Below are 18,247 nucleotides of genomic sequence, written 5' to 3' on the forward strand. Positions count from 1 at the left end.
TTATCAGTATTCAACTGGGTTAGTCGCATTGGGTAATATTTTTGACAAAGGATGAGGATGGCAGGTACAAACTTAGATGCCTTAAAAGTAATAAATGTCAGTAATAATTTAATAATAGTGATTTCAGGGTCAGATACCGTTTGCGATATGGTATCTGACCCTTAGTATTTCTTGCTAAATAACTAAGAAAATTAAAATACTCACGTATATAATTACAGGGAAGTGTTGAATTATGGCGAATAATGACTAAGTGTACCTTTGTTACAATAAATAACATTTTCTGTTTAGGTTATGATTACATTTAACTATTTAAACTTCGGTATTCAAAAAAATATTCAAAGTTTGTATAGCAGTAATTAATACTAGGTACTATCTATGATTATTAAACTATTAATACTGTCAATAATTCTTTGTAGTTCCATTCTTCTATCTTTGATCCATTGCATATTGTTTTCCTCCCATACAAATATAAGGATGGAGTGATTTTAGTTAAATGAAGATTTAAGTAATACTGAGATAATCAAGGGTAACATCGTTAATATATTTGAAAATTGAAAAGCAGTAACCATCAATCACATGCTGGATTTTTAAAGTTTTGTTTTCTGGAAATTTGTTAAATATTAAACAAAAGTAATAGCACAGGATAAAATAGTCTAGAATAAACCGAGAATATTAGAATCGGAAAAAGAAAGATAAAAGCGTCGTTCATCAATACTTGGTACTTATTCCTTTAATTGGAGGTGCCTATTTGGATCAATTAAGAGTTATTAGCTGGAATATATCTATGAAAGGACCAATTAAAGATAAGATGGATTTCTTCAATCGGTTATAAATGTAACAGACCGACCCACTTTAGTAGTGTTACAAGGGGTTATAGAAAAGGAAAGAGTATATATAACAGGAGAAAAAAATTTCAACTCATTCATATTCTATCGATTTTAGGACTCCGGGCCTCTTTGGGCTCCATTTTCACTTACGAAATACAATAATCGAAAAAGGAGAATAATCATGGATTTAAGAAAAGATGCAAAATAGTCAGAAGTCTTATTTTCAAGTTTAACTTCCAGTTGGTATGGTTGGTCCGTTATAGCTAGGTATTGCTCATTTTACATCCGAACAACAAGTCTATTAAATATTTACGGGTCAGAGGATGTACATAAATTAAAATCGATTAGGAGAATCTCTGATAGCAATAGCTTAGCAAGTAAATTCTTAAGGAATTTTCACTTAAATGAGAGGTTTATGGTGGAGGAGGTGCGGGCAAAGGAGGGGAAGGTGAAACAGACAATTTACGGGTGTGAAAAGCTTATTTTCATATAACTTATGGCTATTTGACGCTTTGAAGCTAAAAGTATATACTTCAAGCATGTTTTACGGGTATACTTGGCTATGGGATGAATTTAGACATATTATAAGGAGACTCGAATATGGAGTTTACGAAATTAATTAGTAGATCAGAAGCAAAGTATTATATTAGTAAAGATGATAATATGATTAAACCAGGTGGAGGGGGACAGTCGTCATACAATTTACCTTCCGATTTTCTTGAAGAAGCAATAAACAAGAATGTACTAAAGCAAGACCAGGACATCGACTATGTGAAAAAAAGTGAAAATGGTGCTGCATATGTACTAACAGAGGAGTATAGTTTTAGATTAGGTCTAGGTGTCATTTGGTTAATTGGAGAAGAATATAACAATGAAAAAAATAAATTTATTGGGTCTTTAGGTTCCTCTAATAACAAATTCCAGTTATATAAAGTAGTTTATAATAAGCTGGATAAGGAAGCGTATAGTTGGTTTGTTAAATTATATGATAAAAACTTAGCGGGGAATAAATTACTGTTACATATAGATGTTACCAATAAGGTATTAACACTGGATGTGATGTTTAACGGGGTATCAAGCAGTGTGGAGTATAAGCAATTAAAGGCAGAAGACGGTGTGAAAGAACCAACTGAAGATTACCTTAAAAAATTACCTCACAATAGAATTGTTTTTGGAGCACCAGGAACAGGTAAAAGTTTTACATTAGAAGAAGATAAAGCAGTTTTCGGTGATAATTTTGAAAGAGTTACGTTTCATCCTAATTACTCTTACGCACAGTTTGTAGGAACATATAAACCAGTACCAACCAAGGAAATGGTTAACCAAAATGGGGAAGTTACGGATGCGCAAACCATTACCTATAAATATGTTCCTGGTCCTTTTATGAGAACTTATGTTAAAGCGATAAGAAGTTTAAAAGAGAACGATTCAAAGTCCTATTTATTACTCATTGAAGAAATTAATAGAGCAAATGTAGCTGCTGTGTTTGGAGATGTATTCCAATTGTTAGATCGAAAAGATGGGGAAAGTGAATATGTGATTGAAACAAGTGAAGATATGAGAGTCTATTTAGCTGCAGAATTTAACGGGGAAGAATCACAGTTTACCCGAATTAGAATACCAAAAAATATGTATATTTGGGCAACGATGAATAGTGCCGACCAAGGTGTATTTCCGATGGATACCGCGTTCAAACGTAGATGGAACTTTGAATATGTTGGAATTAATGAAAATGCAGAAAAAATAAAAGATGTTACAGTCAAATTAGGTGTAGATAAACATGAAGTAAATTGGAATAATTTAAGAATGGCAATTAATGATAAGTTATCCAATGAATGTAGGGTAAATGAGGATAAATTATTAGGGCCTTACTTCTTGGCAAAAGATGTAATAAGAACAGCTAAAGGTAGCTATTTAGTAGATAATAACAAAGCGTTTATTAATGCATTTAAGAGCAAGGTATTAATGTATCTTTACGAAGAATTTGGAAAGCAGTATAAACATATATTATTTGAGGGATGTAAAGACTACTCTAAATATTCTTCGGTGTGTGAGGAATTTGAAAAAGTTGGAGAAGCAATCTTTGGTAGAGATGTAACGTCTAAGTCAGTCGTTGGATCTACGAACGTTGATGAAGAGTAGGTGTTTTTGTTATGCATATCGTATCGACGTACATTAGAGAGCAAAAACGATACTCGAAAGATGAACTAAAAGAAATATTTAAGCTAAATGACCAGGAAATTAGAAACTTTGTTTTTAAATTAAAGGCTTATGGCGTCTTAAAAATGGTTATTTCTGGTTCTAACCAAAAAGATTTAAGTGATTTGACAGATGAAGACATGGAAGTGGTAGATGTCGATGAAGAGGCAGGTCATTATTATTATGTATTTGTTTTCGTAGGGATACTGACAGTCGGTAATATAATTATTAAATGCTATCCAAAATATTTGAAGCTTAATCCATCACCATTAGACGAAATGAAGAAAGTACTAAAGGTTATAAACAGGTACAACGCCAAAGAACAAGTCATCAATCTTTTTAGTGGGGATGATGAACAAAAAGCCTTTAATTTAATATCGATCATATTATTCCTCATTCATGATTATCATGAAAATGGCGTTTACTCTAATCAACAAGATATGATAGAAATTAATGGGGAAGGCGAAATATTATGGGATCCTACCATTAATGAAACTTTTCCGATTATCATTAACAATCGTCCATTTTATACTGAGCTACATTCCAGAAATGTGGTGAGCAATGAAGTGGATTATTTCACTAGACTGCATAAATATATCATTACTGAATGCTCGAGGAAATTAAAGGCGGGAGATTTATTAGAAGTTTTTGAATTAGATGAGATTCATATTTCGGAAGAAGACATCGCTGACTTTGGAGATAAAGATTATATTTTATATCGCCTTCAACAAGAATTAAATACGCAATTTATTACAAAAAAACAGCGATTATTAAAGACATTATATACGTACATCGCGCATAAGGAGTCTTTTGAAGATAGCTATGGCCTAAGTGTATATGGAACGAATAGTTTTAACCTGGTATGGGAGAAAGTGTGTGCAGAGGTTTTTGATAATAAGTTAGCAACACCACTAGGACAGTTAAGGTTCCCTAAAGTGCTAGATCATGATTATCAACATAGACGAAATGAAACATTACTTGAAATTATTGAAAAACCAGCGTGGTATTATGTAGATTCTGATCAATCACGGTATCAACATAAAGCAAAAGATACACTAATTCCTGATTTGATCTCATTATACGAGACGAAAAATGGGATGTGCTTTGGCATTTTTGATGCAAAGTATTATGATATCAAATTGAATAAAAAAAGAGTAGAAAGTAATCCTGGTGTCGGTGATGTTACCAAACAATATTTATATCAACTTGCTTATAATCCATTTATAAAGAAGCATGGATTTACAAAAATTAAAAATGCTTTTTTAATCCCTTCTGAACATGATGTCGCTCAACTTAATGGAGAAGCGGAAATGGACATGTTAAAGGGGCTATCAGATCCGCCGTTAAGTAATATATTAGTTGTGAAATTGCCTGCGAGCATACTTTATGATTATTATCTAAGAGGCAAAAAAGTGAATATTACGGAAGAATATTCTTTCTTATAGGATTCGTAAAAGAGGCTATCCTAACCTTTACGCATTTGGGATAGCCTTTTTCTATGTATAAAAATTCAACGAACTTGATCGATTCCTCAGGCGAGAAATCACCTCTATCTTACCCCTAGATAAATTCGGGAATTCAATGACTTCGTGATAGCCAAATATAATTCGATTATGCTATAATAGGAACAAGTGTTCTGAGTTAATTTCATCTATCTTGCAAAGGACCATAAAATAATAGGTTTCCATTGATATCAGACTCTTCGATATGCGTTGTTTCGCAATCTGAATTCGTACATAGAAAATAAGTTAAGATAAAAGAGTGGATGGACACATTGTGATTTACATCCTCTGCATTGTCATTTATCATCATCAACAGTTGATCATTACAATAGTAACAGTGATAATTTTTCATCATAAGATTCCTCCTATTCCAACATTCGTATGTAGATATCTATGTACGAGGGTGATCAGATATTACAGGCGGAAACTTATAGAAATACCAGTGTGATAAGATGCGACAAAAAGGGCCAAAATATTGAATAAAAATAGATAAAAGATTATAATAAAATGCAGCACAATCTATTAAAAGTGGTATTAAGTTGTATTATATTGAGGTGTGCGATATGGAGAAGGTAGAACCAATACGCAATATATGCGATATAGATAAAATTAAATCACACCTTAGAGGATCTAACAAGAGAAACTACCTATTATTTGTGATTGGGATTAACACAGGTATGAAGTCAAATAAGATGCTCACCTTAAAGTTTAAAGATGTGATGGATCATAATTATACCATTAAAGAACACATAGATCTTGATGGTTCTATTTATTTTGTTAATGAATCTATAAATCTGGCAATCACAGATTTTGGGCTTAAAAGGAAAATCGATTTAGATTCTTATTTATTTGAAAGTCAAAAATCGAAAGTTCCAATCAATCGTTCGCATTTATATAAGATATTAAATAAAACAGTTCATGAATGTGGTATTGATGTGCATATTGGAAACGAGACATTAAGAAAAACCTTTGGATATCATTATTACCATAAAACAGGTGATGTTCAGTATTTAAAAGATATATATAATAAGACTTCGAAAAAAGCTATATTTGACTATTTATGCATAGAATCAGAATCGCTTCAAATCAAGGAATTTCAATTATAGAAATATACTATAGCAGTAGAAGGAGAACAATATGAATTACAATGTATTAGATTTATTTTGTGGAGCCGGGGGATTAAGTTTAGGATTTAAAATGGCAGGTTTTAACATAGTTGGAGGCGTTGATTTCGATCAAGCAGCTATAGATACACATGCTTTAAATTTCGAGGACGGATTCCACTTTTGTGGTGATATATCAACGTTAGAGAACGAGTATATACTAGGAAAATTCGAGGGAAAAGTAGATGTAGTAATTGGAGGTCCACCATGTCAAGGGTTCAGTACTGCGAACATGTGGCAAAAAGATCACAAAGAAGATGACCGAAACAAACTATTTTATGAGTTTATCCGTTTTGTAAAATTGTTAAAGCCAAAAGCTTTTGTGATGGAAAATGTAAGAGGAATTTTAACGAAAGACAATGGCCATGTAAGAGAAGCAATGCTAGAAATTATGAGCGAGTTAGGTTATAAGGTAGATGTGAAGGTACTTACGGCTTCTGATTATGGTGTGCCGCAAAAACGTATGAGAGCTTTCTTTGTAGGAATTAATGAGAAAATAGGAGATACATTTGATTTTGATACATTACAGAAAAAAGCAAAAGTAACAGTGGAAAATGCAATTAGTGATATCTATAAACTTGAAAAAATAACAAAGAACTCAACAGTAGAAGACAAGTTCAACTTAGATCAAGAGACAATTGGTATGTACCAATCGTTGATGAGAAAGAATTCTAGCGATATTTTACACAATCATAACATTAAGTATCCGAATGATATAGTTCAAGTCCGAATGGCATTCGTACCAGAAGGCGGCAACTGGAGAGACGTGCCGGAACATTTATGGGATAATGTGCGTACAAATAGACACTCATCAGCATATAGAAGATTGGATAGTCAAGACGTATCCATTACAATAGATACGGGACATATGAATTACTTCCATCCTAAATACGATCGAGTACCGACAGTGAGAGAATCAGCAAGAATACAAAGTTTTCCTGATGATTTCATATTTACAGGTGGACAAGGTGCTCAGTTTAGGCAAGTAGGAAATGCCGTACCACCATTATTAAGTAAAGCTATAGCTAGTGCGCTAAAGCCATATTTAGATGGAGCATTATAAGGAGGATATTATTATGGATTATAAAACAATAGACTTATTCTGTGGCGCGGGGGGATTTAGTTTAGGTTTTGAAATGGCAGGATTTAAAACTTCTCTTGCAATCGATAAATGGGATCATGCCATAAATACGTTTAACCATAATAGGGATAACCAAGTAGGCATTAGCATTGATATAAATGAATTTGATAATGATCGGCTAAAAGCGCTAATCGCACAAAATGATATAACTGGGATTATTGGAGGACCTCCCTGTCAAGGGTTTAGTATGGTAGGGACGAGAGATGAATCGGATGACCGGAATAGTTTATATTTACAATACGTTAGATTTGTTGAAGTCGTTCGACCAAAGTTTTTCATATTAGAAAATGTAAAAGGATTGCTTAATCTTAAAAAAGGCCATTTTAAAGATGACATTATTGAAAGATTCAGTGGACTAGGATACAACGTCACGTATAAACTATTAAAAGCTTCTGATTACGGTGTTCCTCAAAATAGAGAGAGAGTATTTTTTGTAGGACTTCGAAATGATGTGTTCAACGATACTTTCTTTGCGTTTCCTAAAGGACATGAATCAAATTCTGTATCTACAAGTCAAGCAATCTCTGATTTACCAAGTCTGGATAATGGCGACGATCAAGAGATTTATAAAACAGAACCCCAAAATGACTATCAACAACTCATGAGAAATAATAGTGACACAGTATCAAATAATGAAATAACAAATCATACGGAACAAACCAAAAATATCATATCTCTGGTTCCAGATGGAGGTTCTATAAAAGATATACCGGAAGAATATTACACGGTAAGAAATTACAACACGGCATTTAAGAGAATGGATAGTGAAAAACCAAGTACCACCATCGATTGTGGACATAGAAATTATTTTCACTATAAGGAAAATAGAGTTCCAACCGTTAGAGAATCAGCAAGAATACAAAGTTTTCCGGATGATTACTACTTCACAGGAAGTAAAACTAGTCAATATACGCAGGTGGGAAATGCTGTACCACCATTACTTGCAAAACAAATCGCACAAGAGATCAACAAATTATTAGAAGTTGTTCAAGATGAGCAACTTACTTTAAATGTTTAGACAATATAGACGAACCCCCTTTCAAGCGAAAGGGGGTTCATTTTATATATTTAGTGGAATTTCTTCTTGCACTACAAGATCTTCATACTTCCATTTTGATGGAACGGAAGGATAATCCACTTTTGCAAAGGTTTTTAAAATCGATTCAAATATGATCTCTGCTGCTTTAGGTGGGACAGCCATCCCTACTTGTTGCCGTACTTTTTCTTTTTTTCCTTCAAATACGAAATCATCAGGAAATGTTTGCAATCTAGCACGTTCTCTGTTGGTAAGTGCACGTGATTTTTCCCAGTGGTATACATGTGTACCACCTCCACCAGATCCTGTTACTGTGTAAGATGGTTTATTTCGGTCGAGCCTACGATAGATTTGACTCATTCGGGCACCTTTTACGTTCAAACGAAGTTCCTCTGGAATCCCTTCATACCAAGCATTTTTTCCTTCAGGAATTGAATCTAGCATTTGAACCGTTCTAGGGTTATGTTTCGTAAACTCATGATTCGGCGCATCATCTGGGATAGGAGGATGCATAATAACCTCTGAAGCAGTTACATATTTTTCTGCTGTTGTTGGTGCCGGTACTTTAAATTCTAAGTTTAAGTCTTTCCGAATGCCTACAATAATAATTCGATGTCTCGTTTGCGGAACACCATATTGTTCAAATTTGTATAAATGTGGGGTGATTTTATACCCTTTTCCCGCAGTTGCCAACTCGTCAAGAATTTTGATGAAAGTTTGTCCTTCATTTGCACTTTGTAATCCACCTACATTCTCCGCAACAAAGAATTTAGGTTGATGATGTTTTAGAACTTTTACACCATAGGAATATAAAGGGCCGTAATCGCCGTCGACCCCTTTATGTTCACCAACAAGGCTATAATCATTGCAAGGAAATCCAAACGCAAATGCATCAATTGGAGGAAGGTTCTCAATCTCCAACTCCTGAACAGGTTTATGGTACACCGTGTCAGGTTTGTTAGGACAAATATTCTGTGTATATGTTTGACAGGCAAATTCACATATGTCATTTGCCCAAGCATGTTCTATTTTATATTCATTATTATTATGGTCTATGACTCTAACGTTTTTAGCTCCTAAAGCAAGCCCTCCTGGACCGTTAAAAAGCTCACCTTTACGAAATAACATGTCTTAAACCTCCTAGTGTTGTCGTGAAAAATAGCTAGTAAGATTATATATCATTTTTTTGAAAAGCGCACGGATAGAGAATGTGTGTTCCTAGCGTATAACTATGATAGTAGAAAGAATAATGAACTAGTCAAACAACACTATGCTATTTAATGCTAAAATATAGATTGCGATATTCTAATAAAGGAGAGTAATGTATGACATTTTTATTGAAAAAATTGTTGCCAAATGAATTAGGTAATGGAGAATCAGCAAGAGGACCGCACTTGCTAATTCACAAAAAAACCAAGTCCTTCTTTCCATCTTTAGGTAGAACAAAAGAAAATGATTATATATATTTACAAGTCAATGGTGTTTCACTGAAGTACACTTACTACAACAGTAAATATAGCAAGCCGGACCAAGGCGGAAATGATGCTTACCGCCTTACAATAAATAATAGTATTAGAAGCACCTCAAGCCCGTTTAGTGCTGGTGACATCGTACTGTTACAGCACACTGCTCCGAATACTTATAAATTACATTATTTTTCAACCACAGATCCATATTACAACGTAGCCCAATCACTGTTAGATGCTCAACCGAAAACAACGTGTAAATTAATATCAAGTACTTTTTTAAAGAGCTTAGGTATTACATCAAGTGGTCCTTCAACGAGTGGTGGATCTCCAACACCTGTTAATGGTGGGACTAAACCGCCACCAAGGAAAAAAACTGTCCCTTCAAAAGATTTAGATGAATTATTAGGTAAGAATGTTGTAGAGGATGAAGTGAAAAGGAAATTAGGAAGTAGACGTAGCACTTCTATTGAACGCGACACAGATTTCCGAAAAGTAATTTTATATTTGTATAATTATAAATGTGCAATCAGTGAAGAGTCATCAACTTTCTATTATGAGGGATTCTGCAATCTAGAAGCTGCTCATATTATACCAAAAGAAAATGGAGGAGGAGATCATCCTTCTAATGGGATTGCGATGACACGTGATTTGCACTGGGCTTTTGACAAGGGTTTTTTTACTATAGATCCTGAAGATTATAGTATAGTTGTGCACCCAGAGATTCTTAGGACTTCATCACCGTTAAATGAATATCATGGTCAATACATTCTCTTTCCAGAAAGAAATGAGGTACTACCAGATCGAGAAGCTTTGCAATGGAGAATGGAGCATATATTTGGTGAAAATTTTAATTAAGTTGGAAAATCAAGTTTTTCACTATATTTACAAATAAATGATATAAATAAGCAACTTTCTTTTTAGAAAGTTGCTTATTTGCATATAGATGAATATATAAACTTTTCTAATAGGTATCTAGCTAAATCACTATAATTTTCAACTTATCCATGATCTATAAAAAAGTCAGTATGAATGTAAATACCTTACTTACAAGTTTGTAATTTAGCATGACAAACCTGTATATAAGGTATTTTTTATAGAATTCTAGCTGTGAAAAAACAACTCCCCATTCTTATATAGAATTTTGTATTGGGGATTTATGTAAAATGTCGTAATTTGAACAATTTTATCAATTAATATAGTAAAATGGAAGTGGAAATACTATAATTTAACATTTCAGACTAATATATATTCTAATATAATATTTTGATCGGAAGACACTAATCTATGTTATAAACATAGTTTTATATGATACTATTTAAAAAATTGACAAGAGTTGGTGAGAAATTGAATACAGAAGTAGTTCAACCAGTTGTATCAAACTTTATTAAATCTTTGAGAGATGTAGGGTACACATTTGAAGTAGCTGTTGCAGATGTACTTGATAATAGCATTACTGCAAAAGCTAGTAACATACAAATCTCTTGTATGCCAAACCCTAAAACTGTTTTTACGTTATTAGACGATGGGGTAGGTATGTCGAATAGTGAGCTCATTGATGCGATGCGTCTATCAACCAATGACCCAGACTCTCAAAGAGATGGTGCTGATTTAGGGAAATTTGGGCTTGGATTAAAAACTGCCTCTTTTTCTCAATGCAAGGATTTAACAGTTTTATCAAAAAAGAATGGAACAATTTCCATAAAACAATGGGATTTAGAATATATTTCAAGAGAAAATGAATGGTTATTAATAACCCCCGATATTAAAAAGTATGAAGGCATACCATTATTCGAAGAACTTATGAACCAAGAAAGCGGAACTTTAGTAGTTTGGCAGGGAATTGATACGTTTCAGGAATCAGATATCCCAAGTAAGGTAGATGTGTTAAGAGACCATTTATCTTTAGTTTTTCATTGTTTTTTGGAAGGGGTTGCTCCAGGGAAAAGTGCATTAAGTATTTCTGTGAATGGGCAACAATTAGAACCTTTTAATCCATTCAATCCAAAACATATCGCTACACAACAGTTAGTACCTGAAAAAATAAAATTCCAAGGCTCAGAAATAGTAGTCCAGCCGTTTATATTGCCACATCATTCTAAACTGTCTCAACAAGAGTATGATAAGTATGCGACGAAAGATGGCTATACCAAGTCTCAGGGATTCTATTTATATCGTGCCAATCGCTTACTAGTTCACGGAACTTGGTGGGGAATGCATCGAACGAACGATGCGCATAAGCTTGTTCGGATTAAGATCGATATTCCTAATAATCAAGATTATGCATGGGGTATAGATATTAAGAAATCAATCGCAAACCCGATAAGCGTAATAAAGAAAGATCTGAAACGAATTATACAACAAGTGACAGTAAAAGGGTCAAGACCATATACAGGTAGAGGTAAAAAGATTGAAGATAAGACAACTACTAGGTTTTGGGAACTTGTATCTGACAATGGTGACATTCACTTTTCGATCAATAGAAAGCACCCATTAATCAAAGACTTGGAAAGTGAACTATCAGATGAAAATCAAAGTCTATTAAACGTCATATTAATGGGACTAGAAAGTTATCTGCCACTTGATGCTATCGTAGCGCAGTTGAACAGTAATCCATTGAAAGTAAAACAAGAAACTTTAATCAATGAAAATGACATTAAAGCGCTTGTTGAAAATTGGCGTTCTAAGGGCATAAGTGAAATGTTTATAAAAGAATTATTAAAAACTGAAGTATATAAAAATAAGGAGGCTTATTTTGAGGATGGCAAATGAACAACAGACTGATCAGAATATGATGTATGAACATGTCAAAGAGAAGATTGCGGGAATTCTCGAAGATCAAAAGAGTCTTCAAGAGGATACAATTAAAGATCTAGTGGAGGAATGGAAGAAATTAATAGAATCTACCCCTCCTGCTTTTCTGAAGACAATATTAGGAATAACGGATGCGGATAATATACGACCGCTATCTGAAGAGGAATGGGCTTATATTCAAAATGAATTAGAACAATCCTTTGACGTTCGAATAACAACGGGAATACTTGTGACTGGAACGGACCAAAAAAAGCGAGATTTGTCTTGGTGGACGAGTAAGAAACAGTTAGAATCTGATAACTATTATCTTACCAATTATATGAATTACATGAAAAGTGATTTACCACCTCAAGTGCTAGAAACTATTCATGAAGATACAGATGCAATCATGAATAACCTTGCTGATCCAGATTCAGATGCGTTTTCCAGGTACGGTATGGTAGTTGGACACGTACAATCGGGGAAAACCTCTAACTATGCTGCTTTAATTTGTAAAGCTGCAGATGCAGGTTATCGTTTTATTGTTGTCATTGCAGGTGGACAAAATAACTTGCGCAATCAAACACAAACGAGATTGGACGAAGTATTTGTAGGTGCAAACTATCAAGGTGTTGGGCAGTTAGCCGGATTTAAAAGAGAAAAAATGCCTGATAGTTTAACGAATGCTGATAATGACTTTAAAATTGAAACAGCTAGAGCACGGGGAACAACGAACTTTGAAAATATGAAATTGCCTATTTTAGTTGTCATTAAGAAACACACAAAAACGTTATCTCATCTATTAAAATGGTTAGATGATCATTATAAAAACCAAGTAGATAAGGCTATGTTGGTTATAGATGATGAGTCTGACTATGCTTCCATTAATACTAAAAAAGAGGAAGATCCAACAGTTATAAATGAGAAAATCCGTTTACTCTTACAGAAATTTAAGAAGAGTGCATATGTTGCGTACACGGCCACACCTTATGCAAATATCTTTATTGATCATGCTGCACAAAATAATGAGGCGGGCAGAGACTTGTTCCCTAGTGATTTTATTTATGCTTTAGATGCACCATCTAACTATTTTGGTGCTGAAAAGATTTTTAATAAAGAGAATGAGAAGTACGTAGTTAAAATTCCTGATAACGAAGCCGTTTATGAGTTGGATGAAAACATTCTATATCCTAAAAATGAGTACCCTTTTGTTATCAAACATAAGAAAGACTATCAATATGAGTTGGAACACTTGCCTGAAAGTTTGTATGATGCCGTCAGGTTATTTGTCATAAATATCGCTATCCGTAATCTTCGAAATCAAAATAAACACAACAGCATGTTAATTCATATTTCAAGATTCACAAATGTTCATGTGAAAGTTAGAAAGCTTGTAGCTGAGTATTTTGACACACTAAAAAAAGAAATCAAAACATATGGAAGTGTTTCCGATCCTATTAAATATTCACAGGATTTGAAGGAAATGAAAGATACGTTTGATACACGATTACAAGATATTGAATTTGATTTCGAAACCATTTTGAACACGATCTGTAAGATGGTGGACACCATTCAAATTAGAGATGTACACCAAAGTGCGAAAATCAAATTAGAGTATAGAAAAGATACTCAGACAAATGTCATTGTTATCGGTGGCTTAAGCTTGTCACGTGGGTTTACATTAGAGGGACTAAGTGTTAGTTATTTCTTAAGAACCACGATTTATTATGATACGTTGATGCAAATGGGACGTTGGTTTGGTTATCGCGTTGGTTATGAAGACATCTGCAGGGTGTATTTGACCGATGATCTAAATAAGAAATTTGGATTTATTATTGAAGCCACAAATGATTTAGTTAGTCGTTTACATGATATGCGTGAGGAGAATTTAACACCAGAAGACTTTGGCTTGGCTGTGCAACTGCATCCAGATAGTTTACTCCAAGTAACTGCTCGCAATAAATCAAAAAACACAGAAGATATGTTTTTGCAGATGAATCTGGATGGCCAATTAAAAGAAACAGGGTGGCTTAGCAGCTTAACTGATGACATGGAGACGAATGAAACGCTCTTAGTAAAAACAATTCAAAAATTGTTGTCGAATGATTATGAGCACATAGAAAATAAGAGCCATGTGTGGAAAGATGTTGATCGCACCATCATTCAAGATTTTGTAAGTGATTATCGTACGTATAAAAATGATCCTTTAGGTTTGAAATCAAGAATGCCAATTGACTTCATAAAAGAATATATAAAAGATTGTGAACTAGATTGGGATGTAGTCCTATTTAATGGAACAGGTAATAAGGAATTTGAACTCGAGTCGGTGAAAGTTAACCGACAAGTTCGAAAAGTAACAAAAAAAGCGGGTTATTATGAAGTATCGAATAAACAACTCTCTAGGGCTAACCCTGAAAAAATAATTATGCCTGATGAATTTAAGAACTTAAGTTCACGTGATATGAGAAAAGAGATGGAGAAACCATTATTAATGTTACATGCTTTAACGCTCAAGGAAAATGAAAACGAGTGGAGTGCTGTTGGTTTCGGAATAAGTTTTCCAATTATGGAAACTTCGCATATTAATAGTTTAAAAGTACGAATTAATAGTGTGTACAGGAAACAAATAGAAGAAGCATACAATGATGAAGTTGGTGATTATGGTGATTACGAAGACTAATCCATGGATCGGTTTAAATCCGTTAAGCAGGATAAGAGTGAAAGAGTCAATTAACGCTAATTACAATGCTTACTGGGTAATAGATGCACAAAATCAATATGGATTAATGATCCAATTTGACAAAGATTTTATTGCACCTAATAGATCAATCAAGTTGAACGGGATACAGGTTCTGCTAGATGACTCTTCTGTACCTAACAAACTTATACTCATATTAAACGATATGAAAGATTGGGAGATTTTCTTAATCCTTTGTAATGATTTAATTGATGAAATGAAGGAACAAGATGAAGATGTAATAACAAATGTACTAATGAGGTTAGAAAGGTGGCAGAAGTTACTACAAAAGAAAACAAGTAAGATTTTTTCAAAAGAAGAACAGATGGGTTTATTCAGTGAATTAAAAGTCTTGCGTGATTACATCGTTCCGAAGCGTGGTTGGACAAATGGGATTCATGGTTGGGTTGGATCCCTTGGTGATAAACAAGACTTCCTATTAGAGAATGCTGCTATTGAGGTGAAGTCTTATAGAATATCCTCGGGCAATACAATTTGGATATCTTCTAAAGAACAATTAAATTCAGATAAAAAGCCTCTTTACCTACTTGCCTGTGCTTTGTATGAAGGAGAGAGCGGAGAAACGGTAGATGACTTGGTTCAGTCTATCGAGAGGCAGATTGGATCAAAGGATCTTTTAATTGAGTTTTTAGAAAAAGTAGATCGTTATGGGTATATCCCGGAAATACACAAAGACACATTATCAAAATTTGGTATGGAGCAAATAAGTGGCTTTGAAGTGAGGGAAGGGTTTCCTAAATTATCACTAAACCAGGTTTCACCATGGATTAATCAGATTAAATATAGCATTGATTTAACAGGTTGTTCAGATTATAAAGTAAATATAGATACAATATTCTAAGAGTGGGGTTGTAACAATGGTATCTTTAGAGGAGTTCCATCAAGATTTCATACAGTCGATCCTTTCTGATTCAGAAAGTCGAGGCTTAATGAAAGCCCAGTCTTTCTTTGAATTAGTTTGTGAAGATCTCATGCAAGTAGGAGACTTGACTAAAAATTACCAAATGGCTGAGTTTGTAAAAACTGGTGTCGAGGTCTACGGCTACGATTATGACGAAGATCGTAAGTTATTTACACTGATTAATTTTCAATTTTTTCAAGACGATGTGATTGAAACATTAACCCAACAACAGGTGGGTATGAAGTTTAAACGGCTAAAGAAATTTGCAGAATTAAGTATGGATGGAATGTATCAGAATTTAGAGGAGACTTCTGATGCGTATTCTCTAGCTTATAATATACACCGTCATAATCAGAACAACTTAATCGATAAATTTCGATTTCTTATCTTAACCGATGGAAAGATGACAAAAAATATTACTAGTATACAAAACGATCTAGTTCATGATATTGAGTGTGAACACCAAATTATTGATATTGATTATTTATACGGTATCTTTAAGTCAGAAAATAGTTCTGGATCTTACGAAATTGACTTAAACATTCCATACCTCGAAGCACAAAGCGCATCTAATGAATATCAATCCTATTTAGGAATTTTAGATGGGGAGCAATTATTCAATATTTACGATGAATATGGCCAAAAACTTTTAGAGCAAAATGTCCGTACTTTTCTGCAATTTAGAGGTGGCGTAAATAAGGGGATTCGAAATACAATCCAGTACAATCCCGACATGTTTTTTGCTTACAATAACGGAATTACAGCTACTGCAACACATGTGGAAACAAAAGATGGTTTTATAACAAAAATCAGGGATTTTCAAATCGTTAATGGTGGACAAACAACGTCATCTATTTATGCTGCAAAAAAGAATTCCAAATTAGATATTTCAAATGTTTCGGTACAAATGAAATTATCTGTTGTTAAAAATATCGAGAAGAAGAGTGAATTTGTTTCGAGTGTATCGCAATATGCCAATACGCAGAATAAAGTAAATAAATCGGACTTCTTTTCTAATAGTCCATTTCATAAAGAAATGAAAGATTATTCGAAGCGCGTTTGGGTGTCTACACGTGGAGGTTCTCAGAAACGGACGCATTGGTTCTATGAAAGAGTGCGGGGAGAATATTTAAATGAACAGGCTTACTTAACACCGGCAAAGAAAAAACAGTTCCAAATTGAAAACCCAAAGCATCAATTAATTGAAAAGACATTTCTGGCAAAAAGTGAAAACTCATGGAACAGAAAGCCACATATCGTATCGAAAGGTGCTCAGTATAGCTTTGCAGAATTTGCTGACTCTGTAACAGATATACTGGAGAAAAATGAGTTAGCGATCACAGAAAATTATTTTAAGGATGCAGTTTCTAGAGTGATCTTATTCCGTTCAACGGAAAAGATGGTTTCCAATGCGTCTTGGTATGAAAATGCTTTTAGGGCACAAATCGTTACCTATTCTATTGCGTTGCTCTCTGAAACTATTAGAAAGAAAAAGCTATTTTTAGATTTTAGCAAAGTTTGGGAAGAACAACGTTTGCCAACGGCGTTACAGGAGCTAATGAAGGTAATTACAAAGAAAGTCCATGAAAAAATCACAAATCCACCACCAGGCTCCGCTAACATTACGCAATGGTGTAAAAAAGAGCTCTGCTGGAACGATGTTCGTGGAATAGATATTGATTTGGTACCAATTAAGAAAATGCTTATCACTACGGAAGAAGCAAGGTATGAGCAAAAGTCAGAGAAAAAACAAAAAGAGTTAGACAACGGTATTGAAATTCAAGCATTTGTGGTTCAGACCAACTTTGAACACTGGATTCAACTTTACTCTTATTATATAAATAGTAATGGTATAAGATCACTAACCATTACACAAAGGGATATTTTAAAGAAATACACAGATGGCAGAATTGGACTACCATCAGAGAAACAGTCAAAAGTCCTTTACTTCTTGTATCAGAGAGCGGTTAAAGAGGGATGGGAAGCATTATAAACATTGGAAAAGGAGAGAATATCCTCCTTCTACACAGAATAATACTTTTTGTACTGCTATCTGGACAGGAGATAATTTACAAAGTTACAGGTTACTTTTTACTTTGATGGTATTAAGTAGATGATGACAGCGTTTTACATGCTTTTGGATGTTTAAATTAGGACTTCTTTAAAAGTAGAGTCAGAATAGTTAGGCGTGATGATGGTAAATTAACATAGACAGAAGCTTTACCAAACGCCCAATAAAACGAAACAATCTTCAGATCGAGGCAAAAAAATAAACGAAAGGATATAAACCTTCATCTTTTTATAAGGAGATGTAGAGAGATAGAAAAGAATTAAACAGAACCATTTATTTTTAAAAGTCGGGATGGTACGGTTGATCTTGAAGGTGAAAATCCGATTACTGTTAAACTGAAATTGGAAAATAAAGTTCCAACTAATTTGTATACTGAGTCTACAAAAAAGG

Annotated in this window: 12 protein-coding genes; 10 read left to right on the forward strand and 2 right to left on the reverse strand. The window is 33.9% G+C overall.

What is annotated here, in order from left to right; translation table 11 throughout:
• Positions 1–1,427 precede the first annotated feature (1,427 nt).
• Positions 1,428–2,969, forward strand: a complete 1,542-nt coding sequence (locus GH741_RS02675) for an AAA family ATPase (protein WP_153735219.1) — start codon at positions 1,428–1,430, stop codon at positions 2,967–2,969.
• An 11-nt stretch (positions 2,970–2,980) separates the two neighbouring features.
• A complete protein-coding gene (locus tag GH741_RS02680) occupies positions 2,981–4,471 on the forward strand; it encodes an LlaJI family restriction endonuclease (RefSeq protein WP_153735220.1) in 1,491 nt (496 codons plus the stop codon).
• A 202-nt stretch (positions 4,472–4,673) separates the two neighbouring features.
• Here GH741_RS02680 and GH741_RS02685 read toward each other — a convergent pair whose 3' ends face one another.
• A complete protein-coding gene (locus tag GH741_RS02685) occupies positions 4,674–4,883 on the reverse strand; it encodes a hypothetical protein (protein WP_153735221.1) in 210 nt (69 codons plus the stop codon).
• Between the two features lie 208 nt (positions 4,884–5,091).
• On the opposite strand from GH741_RS02685, the gene GH741_RS02690 reads away from it, so the two are divergent.
• From GH741_RS02690 to GH741_RS02700, 3 genes are read left to right on the forward strand one after another with little or no spacing between them, the layout of a single operon-like run.
• Positions 5,092–5,634, forward strand: coding sequence for a tyrosine-type recombinase/integrase (locus tag GH741_RS02690; RefSeq protein WP_153735222.1), 543 nt, complete (start codon positions 5,092–5,094; stop codon positions 5,632–5,634).
• Between the two features lie 31 nt (positions 5,635–5,665).
• A complete protein-coding gene (locus GH741_RS02695) occupies positions 5,666–6,754 on the forward strand; it encodes a DNA cytosine methyltransferase (protein ID WP_153735223.1) in 1,089 nt (362 codons plus the stop codon).
• A gap of 13 nt (positions 6,755–6,767) precedes the next feature.
• Positions 6,768–7,850, forward strand: a complete 1,083-nt coding sequence (locus tag GH741_RS02700) for a DNA cytosine methyltransferase (RefSeq protein WP_170287536.1) — start codon at positions 6,768–6,770, stop codon at positions 7,848–7,850.
• Between the two features lie 42 nt (positions 7,851–7,892).
• On the opposite strand, the gene GH741_RS02705 is transcribed toward GH741_RS02700, so the two are convergent.
• Entirely contained in the window at positions 7,893–8,996 is a 1,104-nt protein-coding gene (locus GH741_RS02705; RefSeq protein WP_153735225.1) for a DNA cytosine methyltransferase, read from the reverse strand.
• Positions 8,997–9,193: 197 nt separating this feature from the next.
• Here GH741_RS02705 and GH741_RS02710 point away from each other — a divergent pair, with 197 nt between their 5' ends.
• The 5 genes from GH741_RS02710 (at position 9,194) to GH741_RS02730 (ending at position 17,779) form a co-directional block, all read left to right on the forward strand.
• Positions 9,194–10,192 carry an HNH endonuclease gene (locus GH741_RS02710; protein ID WP_153735226.1) on the forward strand — a complete coding sequence of 333 codons (999 nt, stop codon included), beginning with the start codon at positions 9,194–9,196 and terminating at the stop codon, positions 10,190–10,192.
• 450 nt (positions 10,193–10,642) lie between these two features.
• Positions 10,643–12,106 carry an ATP-binding protein gene (locus tag GH741_RS02715; protein ID WP_240795384.1) on the forward strand — a complete coding sequence of 488 codons (1,464 nt, stop codon included), beginning with the start codon at positions 10,643–10,645 and terminating at the stop codon, positions 12,104–12,106.
• On the forward strand, positions 12,096–14,807 hold the full coding sequence (locus GH741_RS02720; protein ID WP_153735557.1) for a Z1 domain-containing protein: 2,712 nt from the start codon (positions 12,096–12,098) through the stop codon (positions 14,805–14,807). Before GH741_RS02715 ends, GH741_RS02720 begins: the two co-directional genes overlap by 11 nt.
• The gene (locus GH741_RS02725; RefSeq protein WP_240795385.1) at positions 14,788–15,726 is read left to right on the forward strand and encodes a PD-(D/E)XK motif protein; all 939 of its coding nucleotides are present in this window, start codon (positions 14,788–14,790) and stop codon (positions 15,724–15,726) included. The genes GH741_RS02720 and GH741_RS02725 overlap by 20 nt, the downstream gene beginning before the upstream one ends.
• Before the next feature lie 16 nt (positions 15,727–15,742).
• Positions 15,743–17,779, forward strand: a complete 2,037-nt coding sequence (locus GH741_RS02730; RefSeq protein ID WP_153735227.1) for an AIPR family protein — start codon at positions 15,743–15,745, stop codon at positions 17,777–17,779.
• Positions 17,780–18,247 lie beyond the last annotated feature (468 nt).

It is taken from the genome of Aquibacillus halophilus (assembly GCF_009649745.1).
Lineage (GTDB): Bacteria > Bacillota > Bacilli > Bacillales > Amphibacillaceae > Aquibacillus > Aquibacillus halophilus.